The organism is Rhizobium phaseoli (genome assembly GCF_010668805.1).
GTDB classification, from domain to species: domain Bacteria; phylum Pseudomonadota; class Alphaproteobacteria; order Rhizobiales; family Rhizobiaceae; genus Rhizobium; species Rhizobium phaseoli_A.
The window spans coordinates 209,861-235,758 of the sequence record NZ_WUFT01000002.1 but is presented as its reverse complement, the minus strand read 5'-3'; the positions used below and the strand labels follow the sequence as shown (position 1 = coordinate 235,758).

At 60.9% G+C, this 25,898-nt stretch carries 22 protein-coding genes; 9 read left to right on the top strand and 13 right to left on the bottom strand.

From position 1 onward, the window contains the following. Positions 1 to 75: 75 nt before the first annotated feature. On the top strand, positions 76 to 1,188 hold the full coding sequence (locus tag GR197_RS04310; protein WP_204330040.1) for a hypothetical protein: 1,113 nt from the start codon (positions 76 to 78) through the stop codon (positions 1,186 to 1,188). A gap of 87 nt (positions 1,189 to 1,275) precedes the next feature. Here GR197_RS04310 and GR197_RS04305 read toward each other — a convergent pair whose 3' ends face one another. Further along, positions 1,276 to 1,884 carry a class I SAM-dependent DNA methyltransferase gene (locus GR197_RS04305; RefSeq protein WP_164006905.1) on the bottom strand — a complete coding sequence of 203 codons (609 nt, stop codon included), beginning with the start codon at positions 1,882 to 1,884 and terminating at the stop codon, positions 1,276 to 1,278. A gap of 182 nt (positions 1,885 to 2,066) precedes the next feature. Continuing rightward, positions 2,067 to 4,946: an AAA family ATPase gene (locus GR197_RS04300; RefSeq protein ID WP_164006903.1), complete on the bottom strand. Its 2,880-nt coding sequence runs from the start codon at positions 4,944 to 4,946 to the stop codon at positions 2,067 to 2,069. 318 nt (positions 4,947 to 5,264) lie between these two features. Here GR197_RS04300 and GR197_RS04295 point away from each other — a divergent pair, with 318 nt between their 5' ends. Continuing rightward, complete coding sequence (locus GR197_RS04295) at positions 5,265 to 6,107, top strand: alpha/beta fold hydrolase (protein WP_164006901.1); 843 nt, start codon at positions 5,265 to 5,267, stop codon at positions 6,105 to 6,107. A gap of 125 nt (positions 6,108 to 6,232) precedes the next feature. Here GR197_RS04295 and GR197_RS04290 read toward each other — a convergent pair whose 3' ends face one another. Both GR197_RS04290 and GR197_RS04285 read right to left on the bottom strand, forming a co-directional pair. Continuing rightward, entirely contained in the window at positions 6,233 to 6,844 is a 612-nt protein-coding gene (locus GR197_RS04290) for a DedA family protein (protein WP_164006899.1), read from the bottom strand. Further along, positions 6,841 to 7,422 carry a class I SAM-dependent methyltransferase gene (locus GR197_RS04285; RefSeq protein ID WP_164006897.1) on the bottom strand — a complete coding sequence of 194 codons (582 nt, stop codon included), beginning with the start codon at positions 7,420 to 7,422 and terminating at the stop codon, positions 6,841 to 6,843. Before GR197_RS04285 ends, GR197_RS04290 begins: the two co-directional genes overlap by 4 nt. 266 nt (positions 7,423 to 7,688) lie before the next feature. Between GR197_RS04285 and GR197_RS04280 the strand changes: the two genes are divergently transcribed. Together GR197_RS04280 and GR197_RS04275 are read left to right on the top strand one after the other, a co-directional pair. Then, positions 7,689 to 8,363 (top strand): response regulator transcription factor, encoded by a 675-nt coding sequence (locus tag GR197_RS04280; RefSeq protein WP_164006895.1) that lies wholly within the window; start codon positions 7,689 to 7,691, stop codon positions 8,361 to 8,363. Between the two features lie 38 nt (positions 8,364 to 8,401). Next, a complete protein-coding gene (locus GR197_RS04275; RefSeq protein ID WP_246724463.1) occupies positions 8,402 to 9,745 on the top strand; it encodes a sensor histidine kinase in 1,344 nt (447 codons plus the stop codon). A 37-nt stretch (positions 9,746 to 9,782) separates the two neighbouring features. Here the strand turns inward: GR197_RS04275 and GR197_RS04270 are convergent, their stop codons facing one another. From GR197_RS04270 to GR197_RS04230, 9 genes are read right to left on the bottom strand one after another with little or no spacing between them, the layout of a single operon-like run. After that, a complete protein-coding gene (locus tag GR197_RS04270) occupies positions 9,783 to 10,526 on the bottom strand; it encodes an ATP-binding cassette domain-containing protein (protein ID WP_164006891.1) in 744 nt (247 codons plus the stop codon). After that, on the bottom strand, positions 10,523 to 11,380 hold the full coding sequence (locus tag GR197_RS04265; protein WP_164006889.1) for an ABC transporter ATP-binding protein: 858 nt from the start codon (positions 11,378 to 11,380) through the stop codon (positions 10,523 to 10,525). The genes GR197_RS04270 and GR197_RS04265 overlap by 4 nt, the downstream gene beginning before the upstream one ends. Further along, positions 11,377 to 12,312, bottom strand: a complete 936-nt coding sequence (locus tag GR197_RS04260; protein WP_164006887.1) for an ABC transporter permease — start codon at positions 12,310 to 12,312, stop codon at positions 11,377 to 11,379. Before GR197_RS04260 ends, GR197_RS04265 begins: the two co-directional genes overlap by 4 nt. 4 nt (positions 12,313 to 12,316) lie before the next feature. Next, the gene (locus tag GR197_RS04255; RefSeq protein ID WP_164006885.1) at positions 12,317 to 13,414 is read right to left on the bottom strand and encodes an ABC transporter permease subunit; all 1,098 of its coding nucleotides are present in this window, start codon (positions 13,412 to 13,414) and stop codon (positions 12,317 to 12,319) included. Between the two features lie 5 nt (positions 13,415 to 13,419). Beyond that, entirely contained in the window at positions 13,420 to 15,006 is a 1,587-nt protein-coding gene (locus GR197_RS04250) for an ABC transporter substrate-binding protein (protein WP_164006883.1), read from the bottom strand. A gap of 42 nt (positions 15,007 to 15,048) precedes the next feature. Continuing rightward, positions 15,049 to 16,002 carry a dihydrodipicolinate synthase family protein gene (locus GR197_RS04245; protein ID WP_164006881.1) on the bottom strand — a complete coding sequence of 318 codons (954 nt, stop codon included), beginning with the start codon at positions 16,000 to 16,002 and terminating at the stop codon, positions 15,049 to 15,051. Positions 16,003 to 16,021: 19 nt separating this feature from the next. Further along, positions 16,022 to 16,909, bottom strand: coding sequence for an SMP-30/gluconolactonase/LRE family protein (locus GR197_RS04240; protein ID WP_164006880.1), 888 nt, complete (start codon positions 16,907 to 16,909; stop codon positions 16,022 to 16,024). Further along, positions 16,906 to 17,736, bottom strand: a complete 831-nt coding sequence (locus tag GR197_RS04235) for an NAD-dependent epimerase/dehydratase family protein (protein ID WP_164006878.1) — start codon at positions 17,734 to 17,736, stop codon at positions 16,906 to 16,908. Before GR197_RS04235 ends, GR197_RS04240 begins: the two co-directional genes overlap by 4 nt. Before the next feature lie 21 nt (positions 17,737 to 17,757). After that, positions 17,758 to 18,471: a FadR/GntR family transcriptional regulator gene (locus tag GR197_RS04230; protein WP_164006876.1), complete on the bottom strand. Its 714-nt coding sequence runs from the start codon at positions 18,469 to 18,471 to the stop codon at positions 17,758 to 17,760. A 302-nt stretch (positions 18,472 to 18,773) separates the two neighbouring features. Between GR197_RS04230 and GR197_RS04225 the strand changes: the two genes are divergently transcribed. From GR197_RS04225 to GR197_RS04205, 5 genes are all read left to right on the top strand, one after another. Then, a complete protein-coding gene (locus GR197_RS04225; protein WP_164006874.1) occupies positions 18,774 to 20,714 on the top strand; it encodes an ABC transporter substrate-binding protein in 1,941 nt (646 codons plus the stop codon). Positions 20,715 to 20,832: 118 nt separating this feature from the next. Next, positions 20,833 to 21,819, top strand: a complete 987-nt coding sequence (locus GR197_RS04220) for an ABC transporter permease (protein ID WP_164006872.1) — start codon at positions 20,833 to 20,835, stop codon at positions 21,817 to 21,819. A 9-nt stretch (positions 21,820 to 21,828) separates the two neighbouring features. Further along, a complete protein-coding gene (locus tag GR197_RS04215) occupies positions 21,829 to 22,950 on the top strand; it encodes an ABC transporter permease subunit (RefSeq protein WP_164006870.1) in 1,122 nt (373 codons plus the stop codon). Positions 22,951 to 22,957: 7 nt separating this feature from the next. Further along, a complete protein-coding gene (locus GR197_RS04210) occupies positions 22,958 to 24,679 on the top strand; it encodes an ABC transporter ATP-binding protein (protein ID WP_164006868.1) in 1,722 nt (573 codons plus the stop codon). Then, on the top strand, positions 24,676 to 25,887 hold the full coding sequence (locus GR197_RS04205) for a mandelate racemase/muconate lactonizing enzyme family protein (protein WP_164006867.1): 1,212 nt from the start codon (positions 24,676 to 24,678) through the stop codon (positions 25,885 to 25,887). The genes GR197_RS04210 and GR197_RS04205 overlap by 4 nt, the downstream gene beginning before the upstream one ends. Positions 25,888 to 25,898: the final 11 nt, after the last annotated feature.

Genomic DNA, 25,898 nt, shown 5'->3' with positions numbered 1-25,898 from the left:
CGATCAGAATAACGCCAACTCCGCTGTTCGTCATCGGTCGCTGTCTGAAGCTTTACCGGCGCGCGGCGCTGTTACATGAGGGGTCCAACGCTGGTGTCTTCGCTTGCTCTCCCCAGTCGCCCGCTTTCATTGGCGCGCAACGTCATTTCCACGCCGAACGCTTACTTCTGGTCAACGCCCATTATCCTGGCATTGGCTGTCTTTCTATTCGTCTCGGAAGCACCGGGCGTGATCCGCGATTTCCAGATCAGCCAGAACCCATTGGTCCTCGAAGATGGCGACGTACAAAATGGGAAATGCACGACACGCAAGGCAGTCTTCACCGACTGCGAGGCACGTCTTGTCTACAGCTACGGTGGACGAAACTACGACACCGAGGTCGAGGTCATGTTCGTCGATTTCCATAGCGGCGACTACGAAACCGGTCTTGTGATCTCCGCCGATCATCCGGAACTCGCGACGATGAGCCTTGGTCTGGACATGCTCTGGAACAGGATCATCACCCTCACTCTGTTTGTGGTCCTGCTTGGCGGCATGAGCTTGGGGATGATTTTTCTCGGCATCCGCATTTGGCGGGTCAAGGGCCAATTGCGCCGTCCCGCCAGGCTGATCCCGGTCCCGGTCGAGATCAGCGCATTCGACCGCAAACGCGGCGTCCTTTCCATCACCTACAATGACAAGATTGCTGCCGACAAAACCGGGCGTTCGGCTTACACGCGGATGAAGAGCGGACAGGAGCCTCTGATTGTCGGTGAAGCCAATGGCAAGGCGATTGGAATGGCCGTCCGGCACGGCAATACAGCGCTGCCAGTGCTTCTGGACGATCGTCTGCAGCGCGTTGAGCTTACGGATGCCGAGCGCGCCGCGGCTCTTGCACCCTTGGCGCATCAGCAAGCAGGCGATCAGAGTGTACCGGTGCTGATCGAAGAAGCCAGAAGAACGGTATCGATCTGGAAGCGGCTGCAGCTTTTCTTCGGTGTGTTGCTTCTGATCGTCGTCGGTGTGGTCGGCTTCTGGCTTTGGTATGTCATGAGTTCTCCGACACAATTCCAATCGCCTGGTATGGATATCAACAATCTCATGCCGGCGCCGCTAAACGAGTGGGGATGCGAGCAGCTAAAGAAGCGGTTTGGTCAGGATCGCGCGCCGTTCGGTTGCGTCGCCGCCGATTACACGAGCTGGAAGTAAAAACGGCCGGCGCAGCCGACGCCTGTCGTTTGATAAGAACGCGTGATAGCAGGCCCTGCATCGCGAAGCGCACGAAATCGCGGCGCGTCATCCGGGTTTCCGGGCATAGAACGTGTTCCACTCTTCGTTGTTACGACCCATGCGGTATGCGTCCCACTCAAGATCCATGCCGGCGGCCTTGATGCACAGCGCGAAGTCGTCCCGGCGCCAGTAGGTCATGTGGTAGGCACCGCTCGTCTCCCCGTCGCCATCACGCATCGTCACCAGGAAGACGCCGCCGGGGCGTAGCGTGGCGGCGATCTTTTCGAGGACTTGGCCCGTCTGGTCGCGCGGCACATGGATGAGAACACAGAGAGCTATCACAGCGTCATAGGGGCCGCCGAGCTCGTCGGTGATGACGTTGAGGAACTCGCCCTGCTTACCGCGCGCCGCCTGCAGTTCGAGAAAGCGTTGCGTGGCATCGGTTCGCCTTACCAAAACGCCCTGTGTCTCAAGGAAATCCGCATCCCATCCGGGGCCGGAGCCAATCTCAAGGATCCGGCCGCCTTTGCCAGCGGCGATGGCGACCTGACGCAACGCCGCCTCGAGGCTTGGCGAGGGAAACGGGTCAACGATGCGACTATAATCATCGGCACACTCTTCATAGGAAGAGATCGTGCGTTGGGTGCCGGCCAAGGTGGCGGAAGAAGTGGGCATTGTGACCTCCGAATGATGGAATACTAACGCCGCTAAGCGCTTCATATCACCATCCTCAGCGTAAGGCCGCACGAGCACATCAGGCAAAATGCCTAAGCACCGAAAGAATTGAATGCGATGCCGGCCTCGTGGGCGGCAAATGTCGGGAGGGTTTAGCCAGGCAATCTCCTGGAAGCTAACATCTAGGCGGGATCAACCATCCGCAGCCGGTGCGCCAACGCGGCCGCAGCGCCGCGGCTGGGGACGGAGAGTTTGCTCAGGATGTTGGAGACATGAACGCTCGCCGTTTTCGAGGAAATGAACAGATTGTTGGCAATCTCGCGATTGCTTTGTCCTGCAGCGACAAGCCGGAGCACCTCGAATTCCCGGTCCGTCAAGCCAAGAGGTGCCTTTGGCATGCCGCCGTCCGTCCCGCCTCGGAGATCAATACGAGCCTTTGCGGCCAGCGTCTCGATCTGATCGCAGAGGAGGCGGGCGCCGATCGAATGAGCAAGATCTGCACCTCGTCTAAAATGACCCGCACCCCTCGTGCGCTTGCCGGCATTCACCGCGGCGCCGCCGGCCTGCATCAGGGCATAGGCCTGCCGAAAGGGCTGGCTCAAGTCAGCCCAGCTTTGGGCAAGCGCTTCCCAGACATCGAGGGCGGATCCCGCCATACGCGAGATTTCAGCCGAAATGCTCAGCCTCTCGGCTTCCTCCACGATGTTGCGGCACGGCGACCGAGCGGCAAGGTCCGCAAGCTGCCGGGCGGCATCTTTCAGGTTCGTATCGACGGCAACACGTATGGCCGAGGCCAGCAGCGGCCACGAGACACCGCGTTGCTTCTCGAAATGGGTCAAAGCGGATCTTATCAGTATAGCGGACTGATCCGTATCGCCTGCCAGTGCGCGGCTTTCGATATCGATCCGCAGAAGATTGGCCGCCATGCGGCTGGCAACCTGAGGACCCGGTGGCAGAGCGCGCAAGGACCTTGCTGCGGTGGCAATTCGATCCGAATCCCCCAATACTAGGGCAATTTCCGCCTGGCATTCGAAAACGTGAACAAGCCCAAGCGGCAGTGGATCCAATGCCGCCATCCGTTCGCACGTCTCAATGGCTTCGGAAACGCGGCCAACGGCGAGCAAGGCGCGGCACAATGGCGAACCCACGATCGCCCCGATATACCGGGCCTGACCGAACTCGACGGCCCGCGCAAAGATCGCCGGTCCGACCTCGATGGCCTCAGCGTATTTTCCTGTCTCAAACAGAGCTTGGAGGAGGGCGGCGCCCGCCAGCACTTCGACCCGGCCGATGGAGGCCTGCCCGGCGCGCTTGGCCACGCTCCAATAGGCGTCGATGCGGGAACTGTCCGATGCCATGTCCACAGAGGCCGCGACGATCAGCGCCTCGATACGGTACTCCTCGTCATCGAGCCTCTCCGACAGATCCTTTAATTCGTCGCCCAAGCGCCTGGCGCGATCGAACTCTCCTCGCAATATCAGCGCCCGGGAAAACTGCCCCAGTCCGTCGGCGCGCAGCCGTGTCGGATTGGGTGCATGATCAAGCGCACGCTCAAGGTCAGCGATCTCGCCTGGGATGAGCGTGTGCTGACGCATCACGGCGCGCTGCAGCAGAAGGGCTGCCAGCTGCATGCCGTCGCGCTCGGCATCGACCTCGGCGAGTGCGCGTTCGACAAAAGTCAGTCCCTGTTCCGCTTCCGCTGCCCAGCAGGCAGCATCGGCAGCCAGTTCCAGCACCCCGCAGTGATCCGCGCCGATCAAGTCGGCCGCATTGTCGACCTCGAACCACGCCGCCAGCGCGAGCTTCAGCATCTCCATCTGGTCCGCATAGGCGAAAGTGGCACCGGCTTCCGCGGCAGATTGCCAGGCCCACTGCAGGCAATGTTCGGCTTCGCCGGCGCCGTGCCAGTGGCGAGCGAGCGCAACGGCATGCCAAACCCGGTAGCTTGGAAGCGGGCCGCGTTCGAGCACCTCGGCATAGGCGCGGTGAATGGCCATTCTCTCGCCGGCAATCAGGTCGCCCCGCACCGCTTCGTGGATAAGGGCGTGGCGGAATACATATCCGTCGCCATCCGGCACCAGGATCCCGGCCAAAATCGCAGGGCGCAGCAATTCTGCCAGTTCAAGGTCGGACTTCTCAGTCACACTGCGAAGAAGCGCATGCGTGATATGCGGGCCGCCAAGCGCCATCACCTTCAACAACTCGGCCGTCGACGCCGGCATCTCCCTGACGGCTTTCAGCAGGTAGTCGTTGAGCGAGCCGGTAAAGTCCGTACGCAAGCCTCCGCTCGCATCGATGAGCGCCTCGGTGAAAAGCGGGATCCCGCAGCTGCGCGTATGAACCTCATTGATGACAGCAGGTGTTGGCGGGCGCCCGAGCAGCCCTTCGAGTTGTGCTGCGACCTCGGCGCGCGTGAGGCGGGGAAGCTTCAACACCTCGGTACCCTCGGAAAGGGAGAGGTCGGCAATGATCGTCCGCAGTGCGTTGCTGCCGCTGGTCTCCTCGGGTCGATAAGTGACGATCAGCATCAGCCGAATTTTCCTCAGCCGCGCCGTGAGGAAGCGAAGCAGATCGCATGTGGCCTGGTCGGCCCAGTGTATGTCCTCGACGACCAAGACGAGCGGCATTTCCCTTGCCAGCTCTTCGAACAATTTTCGCAGCGCTTCGAACAGCCGCGCTCTTGCGATGCCCGCATCAAACCTTTCGGAGGTCTCGCCGAATTCGGGAAGTAGCCATGCCAGCTCGCGTGCACCCTCGGCGCCGACTAAGGACCGCACTGATGGGGCGCCGCGCAACTGAACCAGTTCATGCAGTACAGCCGTTACCGGCGCATAGGGCAATGCTGATTCCCGCTGCTCGATGCAGCCGCCTTTCAGGATGAGGGCACGGCCGGACAGTCGGTCGGCAAACTCTTCAACCAGCCGGCTCTTGCCGCCGCCGGCTTCTGCCCCGAGAAGAAAGGAACGTTGCCGCCCGCCGGAGATATCCCGGAACGCGGCTTCCATCGCATCGAGTTCTGCTGCGCGGCCAGAGAACAGAGATCTTCTATGAGATGTAGGCACAAAATCCTCCGGTACGTGCGGTTTGAGATTAGCAGAGATGGAGACATAGTCATCCCATGTGCCGCGAACGTCCGCCGACCAGCGATATGCCGATTTCGGACACTGGCGATTTTCATCGACGCGCAGCTGTTCGATTTTCCACGGGTGGAAGGGGAGTTGGTGTCAGTGCCGCCACCGTTGCTCCCGAGTGTTTTTGAGCTGTCCTACTGAAAATGCCCGATGCGGCACCGCTGCCTTAGCCCGATCATGGGGATGCCTGCTGATACCAGGATCCAAGGTTTTCGCCGCTTCACCCAATACACGTAAAGGACGCCCCAAGTGAGTGAACGCATTATCAGATTTGACGACGTCGAGATCGCCACGCAGGCCTTTGGCAACCCGGCGCATCAGCCGGTCCTGTTGATCATGGGGGCCATGGCGTCAATGCTGTGGTGGCCGGACGAATTCTGCCAAACACTTGCCGATCGCAAATTTTATGTCATTCGCTACGACAATCGAGACACCGGCCGCTTGACGACCTACGAGCCGGGGGAACCTCCCTATACAATGGACGACATGGCTGAGGACGCCGTCAGAATACTCGACGGCTACGGTATCGACGCCGCCAATCTGATCGGAATGTCGTTGGGCGGCACGATCGCCCAGATCGCAGCGCTCTTGCATCCCGAACGCATCAAGACGCTGACGCTGATTTCCACCACGCCGATGGGCATTGATACCAGTGCTCTGCCGCATACCACCGATGCCTACATGGCACACGCGGCGACGGGCGAGACCGTTGACTGGACAGACAATGCCCAGGTGATCGAATTCCTTGTCCAGGATACTCAAGAGATCGCCAGTGTGGCGCATCCCTACGATAAACAGCGGGCGCGCGCCTTTATCGAACGGGACGTCAGGCGGGCGAAAAGCTTCGTCAGCGCCACCAACCATTTCATGCTGAAGGGCGGCCAGACCTTGAAGAGAAAATTGGGAGAACTGGCCTCGCCCCTGCTTGTCATACACGGAACGGCGGATCCGATTTATCCGGTTGAGCACGGCGAACTGCTGGCGCGAACCGTCAAGGGAGCGAGGCTCGTTCGGCTCGCAGGTGGTGGCCACGAAATTCATCCCAACGATTGGGAGGAGATCGTTTCCGCTATGGACCCCCACTTGCGGTGACCCAAGAGAGCAAGGGCGCGCCGGATGGCTACGCCCTTTCGTACATCCGGCTCGCGTGCAGCAGGCGTTGCGAATAGGGATGCTCGCCGTCCACTCTACGAACTATCCCTTGCTCTGTCTGAGGCTTATGTTTGCGCCGTCCGTTGCCGCTGCATTAGCCATCGCATGCTGCCTGCAACCACGATTTCAACGGCCACAAGCGCCAGGGACAAGAGAACGCCTGTCTTGACCGGATCATGGGCGGCTCCGCGCAACACGAATCCGGTGGTCAGGAAGAAGGTGTTATAGGTTGTGATCCCGATCGCCGAGGCGACGAGAAAACGATCGGCCCGCAGCTTGAGCACGCCGGCCGGCAACGACAGGTAAAGCCTCGCCACAGGGATTATCTGGCCGCAGAGTGAGACAGCGAAGTGATTTCGCCGATAGGCATTGGCAAGATGCCGATAACGTTCGAGGGGCAGAAAGACGAACCTCCCGTATTTGTCGACCGCCTGAGTGACACGCTCTTCTCCAAGAGAGCGGCCGAACGTGTAGACGCATGCTGTCCCAATCAACGAGCCGCTGGACGTCACGACAATGACGGCAGCCAGCGCCGTGATCGTCGACGTGGCGGAGCCGAAGATCAGCAACATGAGATAGGAGGGTACGATGGGGATGGTCTTTTCGAACACCGCCGCGGCGAACATGCCCAAGACGCCAAATTGAACGACCAAGGGCAACAGCTCGGATGAGCTCATGCCATTGTCTCCTCTGCACGCCGTGTAATGCGATAGACCGCTGCGGGTGGAAGGTTGAGATAAGCTCGTCCCAGGCGTTTGGCCTCAAGACCGAGTTCCGCAAGTATGGACTTGTGCACCGGACAGGCAGCCCCATAGGTGAACAGGAAGAACTCGCCGCCGGACTTTAAGCAGGAGAAGGCGCCTTTCATGATACTGGCGACCCTTTGATGCGACATGTTCAGCAGTCCCAGGCCGCAGATGATTGCGCCGACCGGAATGTCTGACAATGTCAGCCGGTTCAGTTGGTCTGCATTCATTTCCAACAGCCGGGCGCGGGGAAACCGCGCTTCCAGAAGCCGTGCGAACTCCGGACTGCACTCGATCAGAGTGAGGTTTTCTTCCCGGACGCCGCGTTCGATCAGGGCCTGCGTGAATGCTCCCGTTCCTGGTCCAAGTTCCAGAACCTTTCCCGTCCGCGCTGTAATGTTCCTTGTTATCAATGAAGCCAAAGCGCGACCGGAAGGTGCAATGGCCGCAACGCTGCGGGGATTGCGAAACCATTCGCCAAGGAACAGAAAAATATCAGTGATACCCATGCCGCGCTCCGTTCGCTTCGGAAGGCAAGGGCAAGGGGACGAGTATTTTTAGGGTGTACATCATTGTTGATCCAGGTCACGGCACAGACTGAACGCAGAGAGCTTCTGTGCCTCATACACAGCTAATGTCAGTTTTACATGTCGGCAGTCTGTCGCAGTCCGGATTGGCCAGAATTTCAGAAAGACCGGGCTTATGTTTCTCGTGCAAGGTTGCCGACATGGAGCGCCCGTAAGAAGATAAGCCGTTCCAACGAGGTAGGTTCGTCTTGAGAGTATTGTTGGTTGAAGATGAGCCTGAGATGGCATCTGCGCTGCGTGACGCGCTTGCAGGCAGCGGCATGGTTCTCGATCATGCGACCAGTCTTGCCGACGCTGAGCTGATCACTGCGCCCGGCCTGCATGACGTGCTTATTCTCGACCGGCAACTCTCCGATGGCGAAGGACTGTCTCTGATTCCGAAGTTGCGCGCCCAAGGAAACCTTGTGCCAGTACTTGTCCTGACCGCCCGGGGGGAGCTGACCGACCGTGTCGAGGGCCTCGAACAAGGCGCGGACGACTATCTGACCAAGCCCTTCGCATTCGAGGAGCTTGTGGCGCGGCTTCGAGCCCTCAAGCGCCGACCAGCTACGATGCAGCGCGACATTGTGACGATCGGCCGGCTCTCTTATGACCACTTCAATCACGAGGCCAGGGTCGGCGACAACGCGATCGAGTTGACACGCCGAGAATTGCTCGTCCTCGAAGCGCTGTTGCGACGCCTCGGCCGTATGGTGCCGCGGTCGTCGTTGATGGAAGCCGTCTTCGCAATCGATGACGAGGTGCAGCCGAACGCACTCGACACCCAGGTTTCCCGCCTTCGCAGAAAACTTGCGGATGCGGACAGCGGTGTCATCGTCAACGGGGTCAGGGGAGTGGGCTATCTGTTGAGGGAGGAACCATGAGCCTCGTCAGGCCCCGATCTCTGCGGTGGCGGTTGGTCATGCATATCACAACCGCGCAGATCGCAATGCTGGTGGTGATCTTCGTGGGCATGTTCGCCACGATCGGGTTCCTCTGGTATTTCGGATACATCAATCACGGGGTCAATGACAGGACGACACCCGAAGTGGTGCGCAACGCGATTCAACGCGGCCCCGACGGAAAGCTGTTCATCTCCCCCACGCAGGAACTGGTCCAACTCAGATCGCAGATCCCCAATCTCTGGTTTCTGGTTCGAGATGCGAACGGACAGAAGCTGACGGAAGGCCGCGTCCCATTGGAGGTCATGTCTGCGGTATCGGCGTTGGATGTCATCACATATGCCGATCTGATCCAAAATTTCGAGAAGGACGCATTGCCGCTCGCGACAGTCCACTGGGAGGAAACGTCTGCCGGGCGGGTCAAGATCATGTCGGGCGCGCAGGGACATGTCACCATTGCCCAGATACTCGAGTCGAGCCAAGGTCTCCTGACGGTGATGGCGATATTGATCGCCATCACCGCAGTTGCAACGTTCCTTGTGACGCCGTTCGTCGTTCGCCGCGCACTGAAAGGTCTCGACCACGCGGCCGAAGAGACGAAGAAAATCGATATCCATCGGAGCGGTACGAGATTGTCCGCCAGCGGCGTGCCGCTTGAGATTTTACCCTTCGTCAATGCCGTCAACGAAGCGCTTACCAGGCTCGACAAGGGATATACCGGCCACAGGAGGTTTTTGACCGATGCGGCCCACGAGCTCCGCACTCCGATCGCTATCCTGACGACGCGCCTTTCCGGGCTTCCGTCCGGGCCGTTGAAGGTCCGCCTACTGGAGGATGCCGCCAGGCTGACCGCGCTGACGGGCCAGCTTCTCGACTTGCAGCGTCTGGAACAGCAGATGGTCGCGTTTACAGCTGTCGACCTGGTGGGCCTCGCCGAACGCGTCGTCATCGACCTTGCGCCGCTGGCCTTCGGTGCCGGATACGAAATGCGCTTCGAACCGGAGGGTGACAAAATACTGGTGTCCGGCGACGAGACATCCATCGAGCGCGCACTGACAAACCTTGTCCAAAACGCCATTAACTACGGCGGCAGACAGGGAACGATCAGCGTTCGTGTCTCCGCAGCCGGATGGCTGGAGGTCTGTGACGAGGGGAAGGGAGTTCCAGAGGCGGAGCGAGAACAGATTTTCGAGGCCTTCCATCGCCTGCGGCACGATGGTCGTGGGGTGGGCCTCGGCCTCGATCTCGTCCAGAAGATTATGCGCCTGCATGGAGGACACGCCGAAGTCCGGACCGGTCCCAGTGCCGGCGCCTGCTTCCGTCTGACCTTCCCGCTTACGCCACCGGTAAGGCCGCTGTCGTAACCTGATCTTAAAGGCGAAAATCCACAGCTGTCGCCAGCTACGCCCTTCCGTACATCCGGCTCGCGCGCAGCAGGCGTTGCGAATAGGGATGTTCGACCGCGCCTCTTCGCAGGGCCTCGATCTCGACCTGTTCGACGATCTCGCCCGCTTCCATGATGGCGACGCGGCTGCACATGTGGGAGACGACGGCGAGATCGTGGCTGACGAGCAGATAGGTAAGGCCGCGCTCGGCGCGCAGATCCTGCAGCAGGTTGAGGATTTCGGCCTGAACCGATACATCGAGCGCCGATGTCGGTTCGTCGAGAAGCAGAACATCAGGGTTCAGCATCAGGGCACGGGCGATCGCCACGCGCTGGCGCTGCCCGCCGGAAAGCTGATGTGGAAATCTATAGCTCAGCGCCGGATCGAGGCCGACCGATCTCAGTACCGCGTTGACATCGACGGAGTTGGTATCCAGTTCCTGGTTGCGAAGCGGCTCCTTCAGCTGCGAGCGGATGGTCTTGCGCGGGTGGAGCGACCCGTAGGGGTCCTGGAACACCATCTGCACCCGGCGGTAGAACGGCCGGCTGCGCTGCCGGTCCAGCGTCTCGCCCTGGAGTTCGATGTTGCCGTCATAATTGGCGTTGAGGCCGGAGAGGGCTCTGAGAACCGTGGACTTGCCGCAGCCGGATTCGCCGACCAGGCCGAATGCCGTTCCCCTTTCGACGGTGAGGTTTACATCTCTGACAACCGGCCGCTGGCCGTGTCCGAAACGGATGGTGAGATTGTCTATTCTGATCACCGCGGCGGCTCCAGTGCGAGGTCGTCAAGCCAGGCGGGATCCCGCTTCAGGATCGGCAGCCGGGCAGGGGGATTGTCGATTGTCGGCAGGGATGCCAGCAACCCTTGGGTATAAGGATGTCTGGCCCTGTCGAGATCGCGCGCCTCGAGCACTTCCACGACGCGGCCCGCATACATGATGAGGACGCGGTCGCAGAAATTCCTGATGAGATTGAGGTCGTGACTGATGAAGATCAGGCCAAGATTGCGGCGTGCAACGAGTTCGTCGAGCAGGGCCAGGATCTCAAGCCTGACCGTCACGTCGAGTGCCGATGTCGGCTCGTCGGCGATCAGCACTTCGGGCTCGGCAATCAGCATCATGGCGATCATCACACGCTGGCCCATACCGCCCGATATCTCGTGCGGATAGAGGCGGGCGACCCGCTCGGGATCGCGGATCTGGACGGCTTCGAGCATGTCGAGCGCCTGGGCGTGGGTTTTTGCCTTGCTGACCTTTGGATGATGGAAGCGGTAGGTTTCGGCGATCTGTTCGCCGATCCGCATGACCGGATTGAGCGAATATTTCGGGTCCTGCAGGATCAGGCCGATCCGCCGCCCCCTGATCGTCATCATCCTCCGCTCGTCTGCCTTGAGGAGGTCGACGTCGCGAAAAGCCATTCGCTCGGCCCGGACGATCGCGGTCGGCGGCAGCAGCTTCATGATCGCTCGGCCGACGGTCGATTTTCCCGATCCGGATTCGCCGACGATGCCGAGTTTTTCCTGTCCAAGTGCAAAGCTGACGCCCCGCACCGCGCGCATGTGCCCACCGCCATAGGCGATTTCGAGGTTGCGAATATCGATCAGGGGCTCTGTCATTCCGAACCTCTCGGATCAAGAACATCACGAAGCGCATCGCCGACGAGGTTGAAGGCGAGGCTGACGAGCGCAATGGCAATGCCGGGTGCTGCGATCACCCACGGGCTGTCGAGCATGAATTCACGACCGCTGGCGGCCATCGAACCCCATTCCGGCCAGGGCGGCTGCGCGCCAAGGCCGAGAAAGCCGAGACCGGCGGCAGTGATGATGATACCGGCCATGTTGAGGGTGACGCGGACGATCACCGAGGGGATGCACATCGGCAGGATGTGGCGGATGATGATCGCAAGTGACGTCGCGCCCTGCAGTCGCACGGCGGCGATATAATCCGCTTTTCGAAGGCTGAGCGTCTCGGCGCGTGCCAGGCGAGCGATCGGCGGCCAGGCCGTCAGCGAGATCGCGATGATCGCGTTGGTGATGCCGGGGCCGAGCGCTGCCGCGAACCCGAGCGCCAGCACCAGCCCGGGGAAGGACAGGAAAATATCGGTGATGCGCATGAGGATTTCATCGACGATGCCGCCGAAATATCCCGAGACGGTGCCGATCAGCAAGCCGAGCGGGGCAACGATGACCGTCACCAGCATGATGATGTAGAGGGTCGTGCGGGCGCCGTAGATCACCCGCGCAAAGACGTCGCGGCCGAAATTATCGGTGCCGAGAAGATGGGCTGCCGAGGGCGGCGCCAGCCGCCCGGCCATGTCCTGCGCGATCGGATCGTAGCTTGTGAGCAGAGGGGCTGCCGTCGCCACCACGATCAACAGCACGACGATGAATAGGCCTGCTAGGCCAAGCGGGTGCAGGCTGAACTTCAGCCAGCCCTGATGGATCTGCTGCGTCGACGACTGAAACCAGCCCTGAGGCTCCGGCGCCAGCAGCCATTTGCGGAAACCGCCGGCATTGGCGCTGTCTACGTTTTCGGTGGAGATCGTCATGGCGTCACCGTGTTCTCGGATCAAGAATGCGATAGAGGACATCCGACAGGATGTTGATGGTCAGGAAGACGGCGCCGATCGTCAGCACCGAACCCATCACGACATTCATGTCGTTCATCTGCAGCCCGCGGGTGAGATATTGGCCGAGCCCGGGCCAGCCGAAGACCGTCTCGATCAGCACCGCGCCCTCGAGCAGGCCGCCGAAGGTCAGCGCCAGGATCGTCAGGAGCTGCACGCGAATGTTCCTGAAGGCATGACGCCAGACGACCTTGCGGGTGCCGAGCCCCTTTGCCCGCGCGGTGATGATGTATTCCTGGTTGAGTTGCTCCAGCATGAAGCTTCGTGACATGCGGCTGATATAGGCGACGGAATAATAGCCGAGGATCGACGCCGGCAGGATGATGTGGCCGACCGCATTCTGAAACACGTCCCATTGCTGCTGGATTGCCGCGTCGATCAGGAGAAAGCCGGTCATCGGCGTCACGAGGCCCTCGTAGAAGACATCGACCCGGCCCGATGCGCCGACCAGCTTGAGCTTGGCGTAGAAGATGAAGAGCGCCATCAGTCCGGTCCAGAAAATCGGGATGGAGTGGCCGGCGAGGGCGATGATTCGGGCGATGTGATCTATGATCGTTCCGCGCCTGACGGCAGCCGTGACGCCTAAGGGAATGCCGATAATGGCGCCGATGATCATGGCGATGATGGCAAGCTCAATCGTCGCGGGAAAGATCATCATGAGATCGGTGAGGATCGGCTGGCCCGTCGTTGCCGACGTGCCGAGGTCGCCTGTGGCGATCTTGCCGACATAGGAGAGGAACTGCATCCAGATCGGCTGCCCGAGCCCCAACTCGTTGAAGACCCGATCATAGACCTCCTTGCTGACCTCCGGCCCGGTGATAGCGAGTACCGGGTCGGCGGGAAGCAGACGGCCCATCGAAAAGGTCAGGAAGAGCAGGCCGAGAAGCGTGGTGACAACAGCCACCACGCGCCCCGCCAGGCGTCGTAGCAGGCTCGTCAAGGGGTGGGGGGCCGCATCGGCAAACCCGCCCACCTGAGAATGACGGCTGCTCTCCTGCTTCGATGTCAGATCGGCGTTCGCCACGCGCTCTACTCCTTGGTCACGTCATGCCAGCGCGTCGACCAGGTTGTATGTCCGTGATAGCCTTTGACGTTGGCGCGCATGACATACGGGTCGGTTCGCTGGAAGAAGATGACGAGCGGGGCGGCCATGCCGGTGTAAATGCCGTCCATCTTCTTGAAGATATCCGTGCGCTTGGCCGTATCGCGCTCTTTCATCGATTGATCAATGAGCGAATTGAGGTCGTCCACCTTCATGCCCGTGCGCCAGAGATAATAGCTGCCGAGCCGCGCCTCGTCGCTATTGTCGGGGTTGAAGGCATATTGTGTGGCGACGGCGAAGGGATCGGGCAGCCGGGCGCCGGAATTGCCGAGCAACACTTCGAATTTGCGCTCGCGGAAAGCGGGCGTGAATTCGCCGGGCACCAGATCGAGATCGAGGCCGGCGGCCCGGGCGCTCGCCTGCAGCGCCTCGGCGAAGGGCAAGGTCGCGGCCCCCGACGGATTAAGGACCTTCTTCAAACCGTTGGGATATCCGGCCTCCGCCAGCAGCTGCTTGGCTTTGGCTGGATCGTAGTCATAGCGGGCGGCAGCCTCGTCGGGCGCGCCGATCATGCCGCGCGGGATCATCGACTGCCAGGGAAAGCCGGTATACCGCATGATGTTGCCGGAGATCGCTTTCCAGTCAAAGGCGTGCTGGAAGGCCTCGCGAACCTTCGGCTTCTGCAGATCCGGGTCTTTCTGGTTGAGGGCGATATAATAGAAGCCGAGACCCGGGACATTGTCGATGACCATATCCTTGTTGGTGGACAGCGCATCGAGATCGCCGCTTGCCACATACTGGCCGACATCGACGTCGCCAGCTTCGAGCTGCAGCCGCAGATTGCCGGATTCAGGGATGTGGCGGGCGACGACGCGGGCCATGGCCGGCTTGCCGCCCCAATATTTCGGCTGCGCATTGAAGATCGCGACGTCGTTCGGCCGCCATTGCGCCAGGCTGAACGGTCCGCTGCCGGCGGAATTGGCCGAAAGCCAGGCGCCGCCGAAATCGGCATTCGCCTCATGCGACAGCACGGTCTTCTTGTCGACAATGCCGAGTGACGAGCCCGCCAGCGAATAGAGTACCAGGTCGGTATTCACGCTCTGCGGCAGTTCGATCTCGAGTGTATGTTCATCCTTTGCCCGAACGAGCTTTTCGACGTTTTCAGGCGTGAAGCCCCAGAGTGCGACGTCGGTGGATCCGACCTGGCCCATCTTGATAACGCGCTGGATCGACCAGGCAGCATCCTCGGCGGTCACTTTGTTGCCGCTCTGGAAAACGGCGTCGTCGCGCAAGGTGAGCGTGATGATCTTGCCGTCGTCCGAGACGCCCCATTGTGTCGCAAGCATCGGCTTCAGCGTCTTCAGATCGTCTGGCGACAGCTGAACGAGGTTGTCGTAAAGATTGGAGATCAGTTCGGAAACCGTGCGGGCATTGTTCTGGGCCGGATCGAGCGTCCGGATACCGGTGAGATTGGTGCCGATGACAAGCATATTGGGCGGCGATGCCGCGAAGGCGGGCTGCGTTGTTACCAGGGTGCCGGTAATTGCGATCGTTGTCAGTAGCTGTTTCAGCATCTCTAGACCTCCCAATCCTGTTGTTTGCGGAAATAGTCGAATTCAGCCGGCCGCCTTGGCAGACTGCTGCCGGGCCGGATCAGTCTGAATGCTGCCGTCGGCCTCCCAGCCTCGAAGCAACCGATGAAGTTCCTCGCGATCATGTTGGTCGAGCAGCGGCAATCCCGGCACGCGCACCGGACCGACATCGAGGCCGGAATAGGTGACGGCTTCTTTGACGACCGTCACGTTCGCACCGTTGCGGAATTTGGTCCGCATCCGCTCGAATGGTTCGAGCCGGTTGACGATCGCCCTTGCCGCGGCGAAATCGCCTTGTTCGAGCGCAGCATGGACGGCAAGCGAAAGCTGCGGCGCAACGTTGACGAGACCTGAGGTGAAGCCGCGCGCGCCGGCCGCGGTAAATGTCGGCGCCCAGCTTTCCGCCAGACCACAGACGAACAGCGCCCCGGCCGGATCGGCTGCGGGAATGGCTCTCGACAGCAGCATCAGATCGGTCGTTGCAAACTTGATGCCGGCAATATTGCCGTGGTTGGCGAGACGGACGATATCGTCGACACCGAAACCCTCGGCTCTGACATAGGCGATCAGCGGCAGGGTGGAAGCATCGGCAAGATCGCAGAAATAGCCGATCTGGGCCGATGGTGCTGCGAAAGGATCGACGGGCTGATGCGACATGACGGCGGTTGCGCCGATCGAAGCCGCATCCCTCGCCATGCCGATCGCCTCGCGGAGCGACCGGCCGATGGCCGCCGTCACCGGCGCCCGGCCGTTGACGCCTGAAACCGCCGCTTCGTGGACGATCCGGATCTCTTGCGGCGTCAGGGCGTAGAACTCGCCGGTATTGCCGGCAGCAACGATGTTGTGGATCCCGGCGGCCGCCACTCGCGCATAGACGTTGGCCGTGATCTGAGGTTCGACTTCGCCTTTGCCGTCATAGGCCGTGACGGGAACGCCCGACACGCCGGTAAGCGCCTTGCGCATGATCGCGATGCTCATTTCTCTTCCCCGTTCGCTTTCAAGATGATTGGTTGCCGAAGCGGAAGGGCGGCAGCCCCGCTACATCCACGTCGAAGGCGATGACCGTTCCCGCCTCGAAACGCCCGGTGCGGTCCGTCGACAGGCTGGTGACGAAGAGCGTGTTGAGATCGGGTCCGCCGAAACACGGCATTGTCGGTGCTGCGACCGGCAGAATGTAAATCTCGACGATTTCGCCTTCGGGCGATATCCGGTTGAGGCGGCCGGCAGAGACGCCGGCGCTCCAGTAAAACCCGTCGCGATCGGTGGTCGCCCCGTCCGGCCGGCCCTCATCTTCGGTGAAGCTGCGAAGGCGACGTCCTTCGGCGAGACTGCCCGTCTCGGGATCGAAGTCGAATGCCTGCAGGAAACATTGGCGGCTGTCGGAGTGATACATCCGCCGGCCGTCCGGCGACCAGGCGAGACCGTTGGAACTCGTCAACCCCGTTGCGACGGTCCGCGTGCTGCCATCGGCCCCGACTCGGAAAAGTGCTGCGTCATTCACCTGCGGCTTGGCTTCGCTGATCGAGCCGACCCAGAAGCAGCCGTCGGGGCCGACCTTGCCGTCGTTGAGACGGCCATTGATATCCCGCCCGACCGGGTCGCAGAGAAACTCGATTTTTCCCGAGACGGGATCGAAGAGATGGACGCCCGTCTGGAGGCCCACCACGATCCTGTGATCGCGGCAAAGCCCGAGACTGCCGATTGCCGCCGGCATGTCGAAGCGGTCGATCTTTCCCTGTGGGGAGAGCCGGACAACCGCCGGCGCCAGGATATCGACAAGCCACAGCATGCCGGTCTCATCGTCCCATACCGGCGATTCACCGACCGTCAGCGGCTGCTGGATCACGGAACGGACTTCTGGGTGGATGATCCGAGGCGCCGTCATTCGGCCGCCTCCGGGCTCTTGGCCAAACCTTCGGCGTCACGCATGCGGATGGTGCCGTCGTGATTGATCTCGCAGAACCCGCCGCCCTGGAACGCCAGCGCGACCGGCCCCTCGGATCCCTGTTCGATGCGGGCGTGCTCGCGCGGCCGGTCCTCTGGCCGGTAGCCGAGCCTCGTCGCCAGATCATTGTCCCACCATTTCTCGTCGGTATCGGAAACGCCGTAGACGACAGTCGCGGCGATCAACGGGTGGGACAGCCCGATCCGCACCAATTGCGCCAGATCTCGCGCGCTGATCCAGATCGCAACCGAACGTTCGCTATTGGGGTAGGTGCCGGCATTGCCGATACGGATGGAAAGGGAGCGAATGCCCGACGTGTCGTAGTAAAGCCCCGCCACCAGCTCGCCCCAGCATTTGGAAAGTCCGTAAGGGCTGTCGGGGCGCATGGGATCGAGCGGCGATATGATTTCGTCACGCGGATAAAAGCCGGTCGCATGGTTGCTCGACGCATAGACGACCCTGGGGATTTTGTTGATCCGCGCCGCCTCGTAGAGATTATAGGTTCCAAGCACATTTGCGTGCAGAATGGCGTTCATGTCGATGCCGCTTGCGATGCCTGCGAGATGAACGACGCCGTCGATATCTCTCAGCGCAGCCGTTGCCTCGTCGAGCTTTGTAAGGTCGGCCCTTACGAAGGTCTCGTTTCCGCCGAGCTCAGCCGGTTCCTGCAGATCGATCAGGCTGACGTGCTCGACATGCGCGCGGAGGAGCGGGCGCAGCAGGGTTCCGACACGTCCGGCAGCACCCGTGATAGCGATCCGTTTCATCGTTCTTGCTCCCATTCTCGCTCAAACGCCCTGGAACATTCGGGCGCGGGCATTCAGTATGTGTTTCTTCATTGCATCGTGAGCTTCGGTTTCCCGCCGTGCGAAGATCGCATCCACGATCACCGCGTGCTCATCCTGGACGCTGCGGATCTGCTCCAGTGTCCGTTTCAGGCTCAAGCTTCGGGTAACGGAATGCCCGATGGCGAAATGCGGCCTGAACCATTCGCGAACGGTGATGTGGAACTGGTTGCCGGTCGCCATGGCGATTGCATCATGCAGAGCCTGGTCCTCCTCGGCGCCGAGCTCGCCGTTGCGCAGGCATTGCTCGATCGAAAGGAGCGCTGCGGTTATCCGTTCCCTGTCGTCCGCCTGCCAGTTTCGCGCGGCAAGCTCCGCCGCCTCGGCTTCGAGACCGGCGCGGAATTCGAAAAACCGCTGGACATCGGCGAGCGATCCGACCGGCACCATCTTCAGCATCGACGAATCCGGTCTTTGCCGAACATAGGAGCCGGAGCCCTTGCGCGAAACGACCAGACCATCGGCTCTCAAGCGTTCGAGCGCTTCGCGCACAACGGGTCTCGATGCACCGAAATCAGCGGCGAGCTTCGTCTCCGACGGCAGTCGTTCGTTCACCGGAAAGTTGCCGTCGGCGATCATCCCCACGATCTTCTCGTAGATGATGTCGCTGAAGCGCGTTGCGGCTCTGTTCGAAACGGCGTCGACCGCGAATGTCATGATCGTCCTTTTCTCTGAACGCTGTGGGCTCTTGCTGTCGCTAATCAATAATTCGCCAGAGAAACGTACAGCTTCTGACAGATCATCGCGTCTTATTCGCATTAGCCTTGTATTCCGGGAAGACCTTCCCGGTTCTGTTGTTGCATCGCTACAAAATTTGTAATTATCTGTCAACTCTTGTAATCATTTGGGAACGTGTCTATGGTTCGGCCCTGGCGCCGAGGAGGGCGCAGGCGGTGGGTCGGGAGCCCGCCGCATCCGCCGGTCCAAAAGCTGCGCCGGCATAAAAACGGAGGAACTCGATGCCTAATGAAATACTGTCGCGTGGCGTTACCCGCCGCGCCGTGCTTGGCGGCATGGCCGGTGTCGCAGCGTTATCCGTCGCTGGTCGCGTCTCCGCTGCCGCAGGCGGTGAAGCACCCGCACTTGCACAGCTTGTGAAAGATGGAAAACTGCCGCCGCTCGCCGAGCGCCTGCCGAAGAAGCCGATGGTCGTCAAGCCGTTCGAAAAAATCGGCACCTATGGCGGCTCGCTGCGTCGCGGTCTGCGCGGTTCATCCGACCATAACGGCATACTGCGCATGGTCGGCAACCAGAGCCTGGTGCGCTGGAACCTCGAGTTTACCGCTGTGGAACCAAACCTTGCCGAGCGCTGGGAAGTCAGTGACGACGCAACGCAATTCACGTTCCATCTTATCGAAGGCGTGCGCTGGTCCGACGGGCATCCCTTTACGGCCGATGACGTTGTTTTTGCGATCGAAGACTGCGTCAAGAACACCGAGCTCTACAGCTCGACACCGGCGCAGCTTGCCGTTGCCGGCAAGCCGGTGACCGTCGAAAAGGTCGACGACTATACGGTGAAGTTCACCTTTGCCGCGGCCAACGCTCTTTACCTGGAAAACCTCGCCACCCCGCTTGGTCAGCATCCGACGCTCTTTCCAAAGCATTACTGCAGCCAGTTCCTGCCGAAATATAATCCCAATATCGAGGCTGATGCGAAGAAGGCCGGCGTCACCAGCTGGACGGAGCTGTTCCGCAGCCGTTGCGGTGACATCGAGATCCCGTCGCGGTGGGGCAATGTCGACAAGCCGACGCTCGATCCCTGGGTGGTAAAAGAGCCCTATGCCGGCGGCGCCACGCGCGTCGTCATGACCCGCAATCCCTATTTTTGGCAGGTCGATACCGAGGGCAACCAGCTTCCCTACATCGATGAGCTCAACTTCGGCATCTCGCAGGACGTCGAATCACTGATGCTGAACGTCATCTCCGGAAAAATCGATATCCAGGAACGCCATATCAGCGTGCTCGCCAACAAGCCGACGCTGTCCAAGAACATGGAGAAGGGCGACTATCGCCTGCTGACGCTCGTGCCCTCGGCCTCGCAACAGTGCCAGATCTACTTCAATATCACCCACAAAGATCCGGCCATGCGCAAGATGTTTGCGGACAAGTCGTTCCGGCAGGCGCTGTCGATCGGCATCAATCGGCCGGAACTCATCGATATCGTCTACTTCGGGCAAAGTGAGCCATACCAGGCTGGGCCGCGTCCGACCCATCCATGGTATAACGAGACGTACGCGCGCCAATTCACGGAATTTGACGCCGACAAGGCAGGCGCGATGCTCGATCAGGCCGGCTACAAGAAGGGCGGCGACGGTTTCCGCCTCCGGCCCGACGGCCAGAAGGTGTTCTTCTCGATCGACGTCATTCCGACGCTCTATCCCGATCTCGTCGATGCCCTGGAACTGGTCAAGACGCATTGGGCCCAGATCGGCATCGACATGAAGGTCAATACGATCGAGCGGGCGCTCTATTACACCCGCGGCGACGACAATGCCCATGACGCGCAGGTGTGGCCGGGTCCCGGCGGTCTCGATCCGATGCTCGATCCGCGCGATTTCTTCGCCTTCCATCCGCAGGGTTCGCGTTACGCCATTCCGTGGACGCTTTGGTACACCTCCAATGGTGCACGCGGCGAAGAACCGCCGGAAAGCCAGAAGAAGCGCATGAAGCTCTTTGACGAGGCGCGTTCGACGGCCGACCTCGACAAGCGCGGTGCGATCATGAAGCAGATCTTCGACATCGCCGCGGAGGAATTCGAGACCGTCGGGCTTTGCCTCGCGGTCGGCGGGTTTGGCATCATCCGCAACAACCTGCGCAACGTTCCCGAGAAGCAGCCGGATAGCTGGTCCTGGCCTAATCCGGGGCCTGCGCTGCCGCAGCAATTCACCTTCACGAGCTGATTCGGATCTCCGGCGCCGTGCCATCAGGCACGGCGTCTTCCTTCAAGTCTGTCTCCCAATGCCTTCTCGGCCGTCCAGCCGAAGGAGTCGGGGCAGCGTTTAATGCAAGAGACGCCCTATGCTGGTCTTCATCGCCAAACGCTTCCTATGGATGATTCCATCGCTTTTTGCCGTCAGCTTTCTGGCTTTCGTGCTGATCCAGCTGCCGCCGGGCGACTATGTCACAACCTATATAGCGACACTGGCGGCATCCAACGAGATCGTCGATCAGAACACGGCGGCACAATTGCGCGAGCGCTTCGGCCTCGGCGATCCGATGCTCGTCCAATATTTCAAATGGATATGGGGCATCCTCTCGCGCGGCGATTTCGGCATTTCGTTCGAATGGCAGCAGCCCGTCTCCGACCTTATCTGGGAACGCATGGCGCTGACGCTTGTTCTGGCTCTGTCGACATTGATTGCCACCTGGGCGATCGCCCTGCCGATCGGCGTTTATTCCGCGGTGCGTAAATATTCGATCGGCGACTATTTCTTCACCGCCTTCACCTTTTTCGGCCTGGCCGTTCCGTCCTTCCTACTGGCGCTGGTGCTGATGTATGTGGCGGCGGTCGAATTCGGCCAGGATGTCGGCGGGCTGTTTTCGCCGGAATACGAGAACGCTTCCTGGAGCTTCGCCAAGATGGTCGATCTCTTCTCGCATCTCTGGCTTCCCGTCATCATTCTTGCCGTCTCATCCACAGCAAGCCTCATCCGCGTCATGCGCGCGAACATGCTCGATGAACTGCCGAAGCCTTATGTGACCACTGCGCGGGCAAAGGGTCTGTCGGAGTTCCGGCTGTTGATGAAATACCCGATGATGATCGCGCTCAATCCGTTCATCTCGACCATTGCCTGGCTGCTGCCCAACCTCATTTCCGGCTCGGTTGTCGTCGCCATCGTCCTCAACCTGCCGACGGCAGCCCCCTTGCTGCTGCAGGCGCTGATGGCCCAGGACATGTATCTGGCGGGCGCCTTCGTTCTGCTGATCTGCGCGCTGACGCTGATAGGCTCTCTGATCAGCGACATCCTGCTTGCACTGGTCGATCCCCGCATCCGGTTGGAATAGGAGCCTCACGTGGCTGACATCACTGCTACAAATATTCAGCCGGATCGCGCCGCCGTCGCATCGCAATGGCAGCTTATCTGGTGGGCTTTCCGCCGGCACCGGCTCGCCATGGTGGCGCTCGTCGTCACCGTGATGATGTATATCGTTGCCCTGGTTCCCGGTTTCTTCGCCATCAACGATCCGAACCTGCAAAATGCGCGGGCGACCTTTCACCCGCCGCAGAGATTGCACCTGATCGACACGCAGAACGGCTTCTCCTTCGGCCCGCATTATTACCCGATGAAGCTGACCCGCGATCCGGAAACACTGGCCGCCATCTTCAAGGAAGACACGGCGAAGCGTGTCGACGTCCAGTTCTTCGGGCGCGGCTATGAATATTCCGTATTCGGTCTGTTCAACACAAACATCCATCTGATCGCCTCGCCCGACAAGATGACGCCGCTGCTTCTGTTCGGTGCAGACAGGCTTGGGCGCGATGTTTTCAGCCGAACGGTGCAAGGCTCGCAGATCTCGTTGTCGATCGGCCTCGTCGGCGTCTTCTTCTCGCTCATGCTCGGTATCGTGCTCGGCGGCATCTCCGGCTATTACGGTGGCCGCATCGATTTCTTCATGCAGCGCGTGATCGATTTCGTTCTGTCTCTGCCGACGATACCGATCTGGCTGGCGATGGCCGCGGCCCTGCCGCAGGATTGGCCGGCGACGCTGCAATATATGATGATCACGATCATCCTGTCGCTGACCGGCTGGGCGCAGCTTGCCCGCGTCGTTCGCGGCCGCTTCCTGTCGCTGCGCACCGAGGAATTCGTCGCCGCCGCCAGACTCGACGGCGTTCGCGAAAGACGCATTATTTTTCGCCACATGCTGCCGAGCTTTGCCAGCCACATCATCGCCTCGATCACGCTTGCGGTGCCTGCGATGATCCTTGCCGAAACCTCTCTTTCCTTCCTGGGGCTCGGGCTGCAACCGCCGACCATCTCCTGGGGCGTGCTTCTGCGCGAGGCCCAGAACATTCGCTCGATCGCGACCGCGCCATGGCTCTTCATGCCGGGCTGCGCCGTCGTGGTCGCCGTGATGGCGCTTAACCTTCTCGGCGACGGCCTGCGCGATGCGGCCGATCCGTACAATAAATGAGGCCGGCATGACCGATATCGTCCCCATCGCCGGCAGGCCGCTGCTCCAGGTGAAAAACCTGACCGTCGAATTTCCACTGCGGACCGGCATCTTTCGCGCCGTCAGCGATCTCTCTTTCGCAATTGAACCGGGCAAGACTCTTTGTGTCGTCGGCGAAAGCGGATCCGGCAAGTCGGTGACGGCGCGTTCGATCCTGCAGATCGTCGATGCGCCCGGCCGCATTGCGGCCGGATCGATCATCTTGAACGATCAAAACGGCGGCTCGACCGATCTGACCAGCCTCAATCCGCGCGGGCGTCAGATCCGGGCGATCCGTGGCCGCGACATTGCCATGATCTTCCAGGAGCCGATGTCGTCGCTGTCGCCAATCCACACGGTCGGCAACCAGATCGTCGAGGCGCTTCGCCTGCATACCCGGATGAGCAAGGCAGAGGCGCGCGCTGAAGCCATATCGCTGCTGAAGCAGGTCGAGATTCCCTCGCCGGAAAAGGCGCTGGACCGGTATGCCTTTCAATATTCCGGCGGGATGCGCCAGCGCGCGATGATTGCCATGGCACTCGCCTGCAAACCGCAGCTCCTGATCGCCGACGAGCCGACCACCGCACTCGACGTGACGACGCAGGCCGAAATTCTCGACCTGATCGCCCGCCTGCAGAAGGCGAACGGCATGGCGGTTCTGTTCATCACGCACGACATGGGCGTCGTGGCGCAGATCGCCGATGACGTGCTGGTGATGCATAACGGCGTCGCCAAGGAATATGCGCCGGTCGAGCAGATCTTTCATGCGCCGCAAGACGACTATACCCGCATGCTGATCGGCTCGGTGCTGAAGCTGGAGCAGAAGGCCGAAATCCGTCTCGCACGCCCCCCGCTCGACAGAACCCAAGCGCCGATCCTCGAACTGCGCAACGTTTCGATGGATTTCGGAGAGGTGAAGGCGCTGGACGATGTTTCCATTTCGCTGCTGCCGGGCGAGACGCTCGGCATCGTCGGTGAAAGCGGATCCGGCAAGACGACGATGGGCCGCTCGATCATGCGGCTGATCGATCCGACGGCCGGCGAAATCCTCTACCGCAATGCCGGCGGCGACATCATCGATCTGGCAACGGCAAAGGGTCCCACACTGGCCGCCGCGCGCCGTGAATTGCGCATGGTATTTCAGGATCCTTTCGGCTCCCTCAATCCACGCATGACCGTCTCCCAGATCATCGGCGAGCCGCTTCTCGTCAATGGCGTCGCCAAGGGGCGGGCGCTGGAAGAGCGGGTTTGCCATCTGATGGAGCAGGTTGGCCTCGATCCGAGAGCGCGCGAGCGCTATCCGCACGCATTCTCCGGCGGTCAGCGCCAGCGCATCGGCATTGCCCGGGCCATCACGCTCAATCCGCGCGTCATCGTCGCGGATGAGGCAACCTCGGCACTCGACGTCTCCGTGCGCTCGCAGGTACTCGATCTCCTCATGCGCCTGCAGGACGAACTCGGCCTCGCCTATATCTTCATCAGCCATGATATCGGCGTCATCCGCTACATGTGCGACCGTGTCGGCGTCATGTACAAAGGCCAGCTCGTCGAAATCGGCGAAGCGGAGAAGGTCTGCCGCACACCCGAGCACGCCTACACGCAGGCGCTGATATCAGCGATCCCTCGTCCGGATCCGCGTGACCGCGATCATTCCAGACGTTTCCGCTACGTCGCGCCCGACAACATTAGGAATGGAAGTTCTCAGAGATGAAGATCACCGGGATCCGTACTTTTCTCATGCATGTCGGCCAGCCTGACCCCTCGAACTGGGCATCCGATCAGCGTTCCGGTGGCGGCGCCTCCAAGCAGTTCGGCGGCACCAGAAACTGGCTCTTTCTGAAAGTCGATACCGACGAGGGTATCACCGGCATCGGTGAATGCTCGGGCTGGCCACGTGTCGTCGAGACCGCGATCCATGATCTCGCACCCCTCCTCATCGGCGAAGATCCGGCCCATATCGAACGGCTGTGGCAGAAGATGCATATCGCCATGATGGGCCATGGTATGCTCGGAACTGTCGGAGGCGGTGCGATGACCGGCATCGACATGGCGCTATGGGACATCAAGGGCAAGGCGCTCGGCGTGCCTGTCTGGATGCTGCTCGGCGGCAAGGTGCGCGACCGGATACCGATCTATTCGCATGCGAATACGCCCGAGCGCGCACTTGCGCTCAAGGAACGCGGGATAAAGGCGATCAAGTGCGGCGGGGTCGCCGATCCCGTTCGCAAGGTCGCCACGCTCCGCGATGCCGTCGGCGACGACATGGACATTGCCATCGACCTGCATGGGCCGCCGTGGCTGACGCCCGCGGATGCCTGCCGGCTGGTACGGGCGCTCGAACCCTATGAATTGATGTGGGTGGAAGATCCGATCGCGCCGGAGAATATCGACGGCTACCGGCGCATCCGCGACGCAGCTCATGTGCCGCTTGCGGCCGGCGAGCGTTCGGCGACTATCTTCGGTGAGCGCGAACTCATCGAGAAGGAACTGGTCGACGTGATCCAGCCGGACACCGGCCGGGCCGGCGGCATCACCCAGATGAAGAAGATCGCCGCCATGGCCGAAGCCCATCATATTCAGATGGCGCCGCATTCCGGCTCGCTCGGGCCGGTGGCGGAATATGCGGCCTTGCATTTGCTTGCGGCAATCCCGAACGCTCTCATTCTCGAGCGCCTCGACGATGACTGGGACGGCCGCCGTCAGACGATCGTGCCGCATCCGCAACAGGTCGACGGTTTGATCGCCGTTCCCAATGGCCCCGGACTTGGCTGCGATATCGACGAGGAATTCGTCGCGCGTTTCCCCAGTGCCGGCAACGTCTCGGTGCCGGCAGCTGCCGGCGTCTATAATTCCGGAACCGACAACGAGCACGTCTACGTGCAGACGCGCGTGGCGCGTCGCAACTATTTCAATCGCTAAAAGGACAGAAT

Coding starts and splice junctions, on each gene's coding strand:
- GR197_RS04310 (WP_204330040.1), top strand. CDS start 76: ATGAGGGGTCCAACGCTGGTGTCTTCGCTTGCTCTCCCCAGTCGCCCG.
- GR197_RS04305 (WP_164006905.1), bottom strand. CDS start 1,884: ATGCCCACTTCTTCCGCCACCTTGGCCGGCACCCAACGCACGATCTCT.
- GR197_RS04290 (WP_164006899.1), bottom strand. CDS start 6,844: ATGAGCTCATCCGAGCTGTTGCCCTTGGTCGTTCAATTTGGCGTCTTG.
- GR197_RS04285 (WP_164006897.1), bottom strand. CDS start 7,422: ATGGGTATCACTGATATTTTTCTGTTCCTTGGCGAATGGTTTCGCAAT.
- GR197_RS04275 (WP_246724463.1), top strand. CDS start 8,402: ATGCATATCACAACCGCGCAGATCGCAATGCTGGTGGTGATCTTCGTG.
- GR197_RS04265 (WP_164006889.1), bottom strand. CDS start 11,380: ATGACAGAGCCCCTGATCGATATTCGCAACCTCGAAATCGCCTATGGC.
- GR197_RS04260 (WP_164006887.1), bottom strand. CDS start 12,312: ATGACGATCTCCACCGAAAACGTAGACAGCGCCAATGCCGGCGGTTTC.
- GR197_RS04250 (WP_164006883.1), bottom strand. CDS start 15,006: ATGCTGAAACAGCTACTGACAACGATCGCAATTACCGGCACCCTGGTA.
- GR197_RS04245 (WP_164006881.1), bottom strand. CDS start 16,002: ATGAGCATCGCGATCATGCGCAAGGCGCTTACCGGCGTGTCGGGCGTT.
- GR197_RS04240 (WP_164006880.1), bottom strand. CDS start 16,909: ATGACGGCGCCTCGGATCATCCACCCAGAAGTCCGTTCCGTGATCCAG.
- GR197_RS04235 (WP_164006878.1), bottom strand. CDS start 17,736: ATGAAACGGATCGCTATCACGGGTGCTGCCGGACGTGTCGGAACCCTG.
- GR197_RS04230 (WP_164006876.1), bottom strand. CDS start 18,471: ATGACATTCGCGGTCGACGCCGTTTCGAACAGAGCCGCAACGCGCTTC.
- GR197_RS04225 (WP_164006874.1), top strand. CDS start 18,774: ATGCCTAATGAAATACTGTCGCGTGGCGTTACCCGCCGCGCCGTGCTT.
- GR197_RS04220 (WP_164006872.1), top strand. CDS start 20,833: ATGCTGGTCTTCATCGCCAAACGCTTCCTATGGATGATTCCATCGCTT.
- GR197_RS04210 (WP_164006868.1), top strand. CDS start 22,958: ATGACCGATATCGTCCCCATCGCCGGCAGGCCGCTGCTCCAGGTGAAA.
- GR197_RS04205 (WP_164006867.1), top strand. CDS start 24,676: ATGAAGATCACCGGGATCCGTACTTTTCTCATGCATGTCGGCCAGCCT.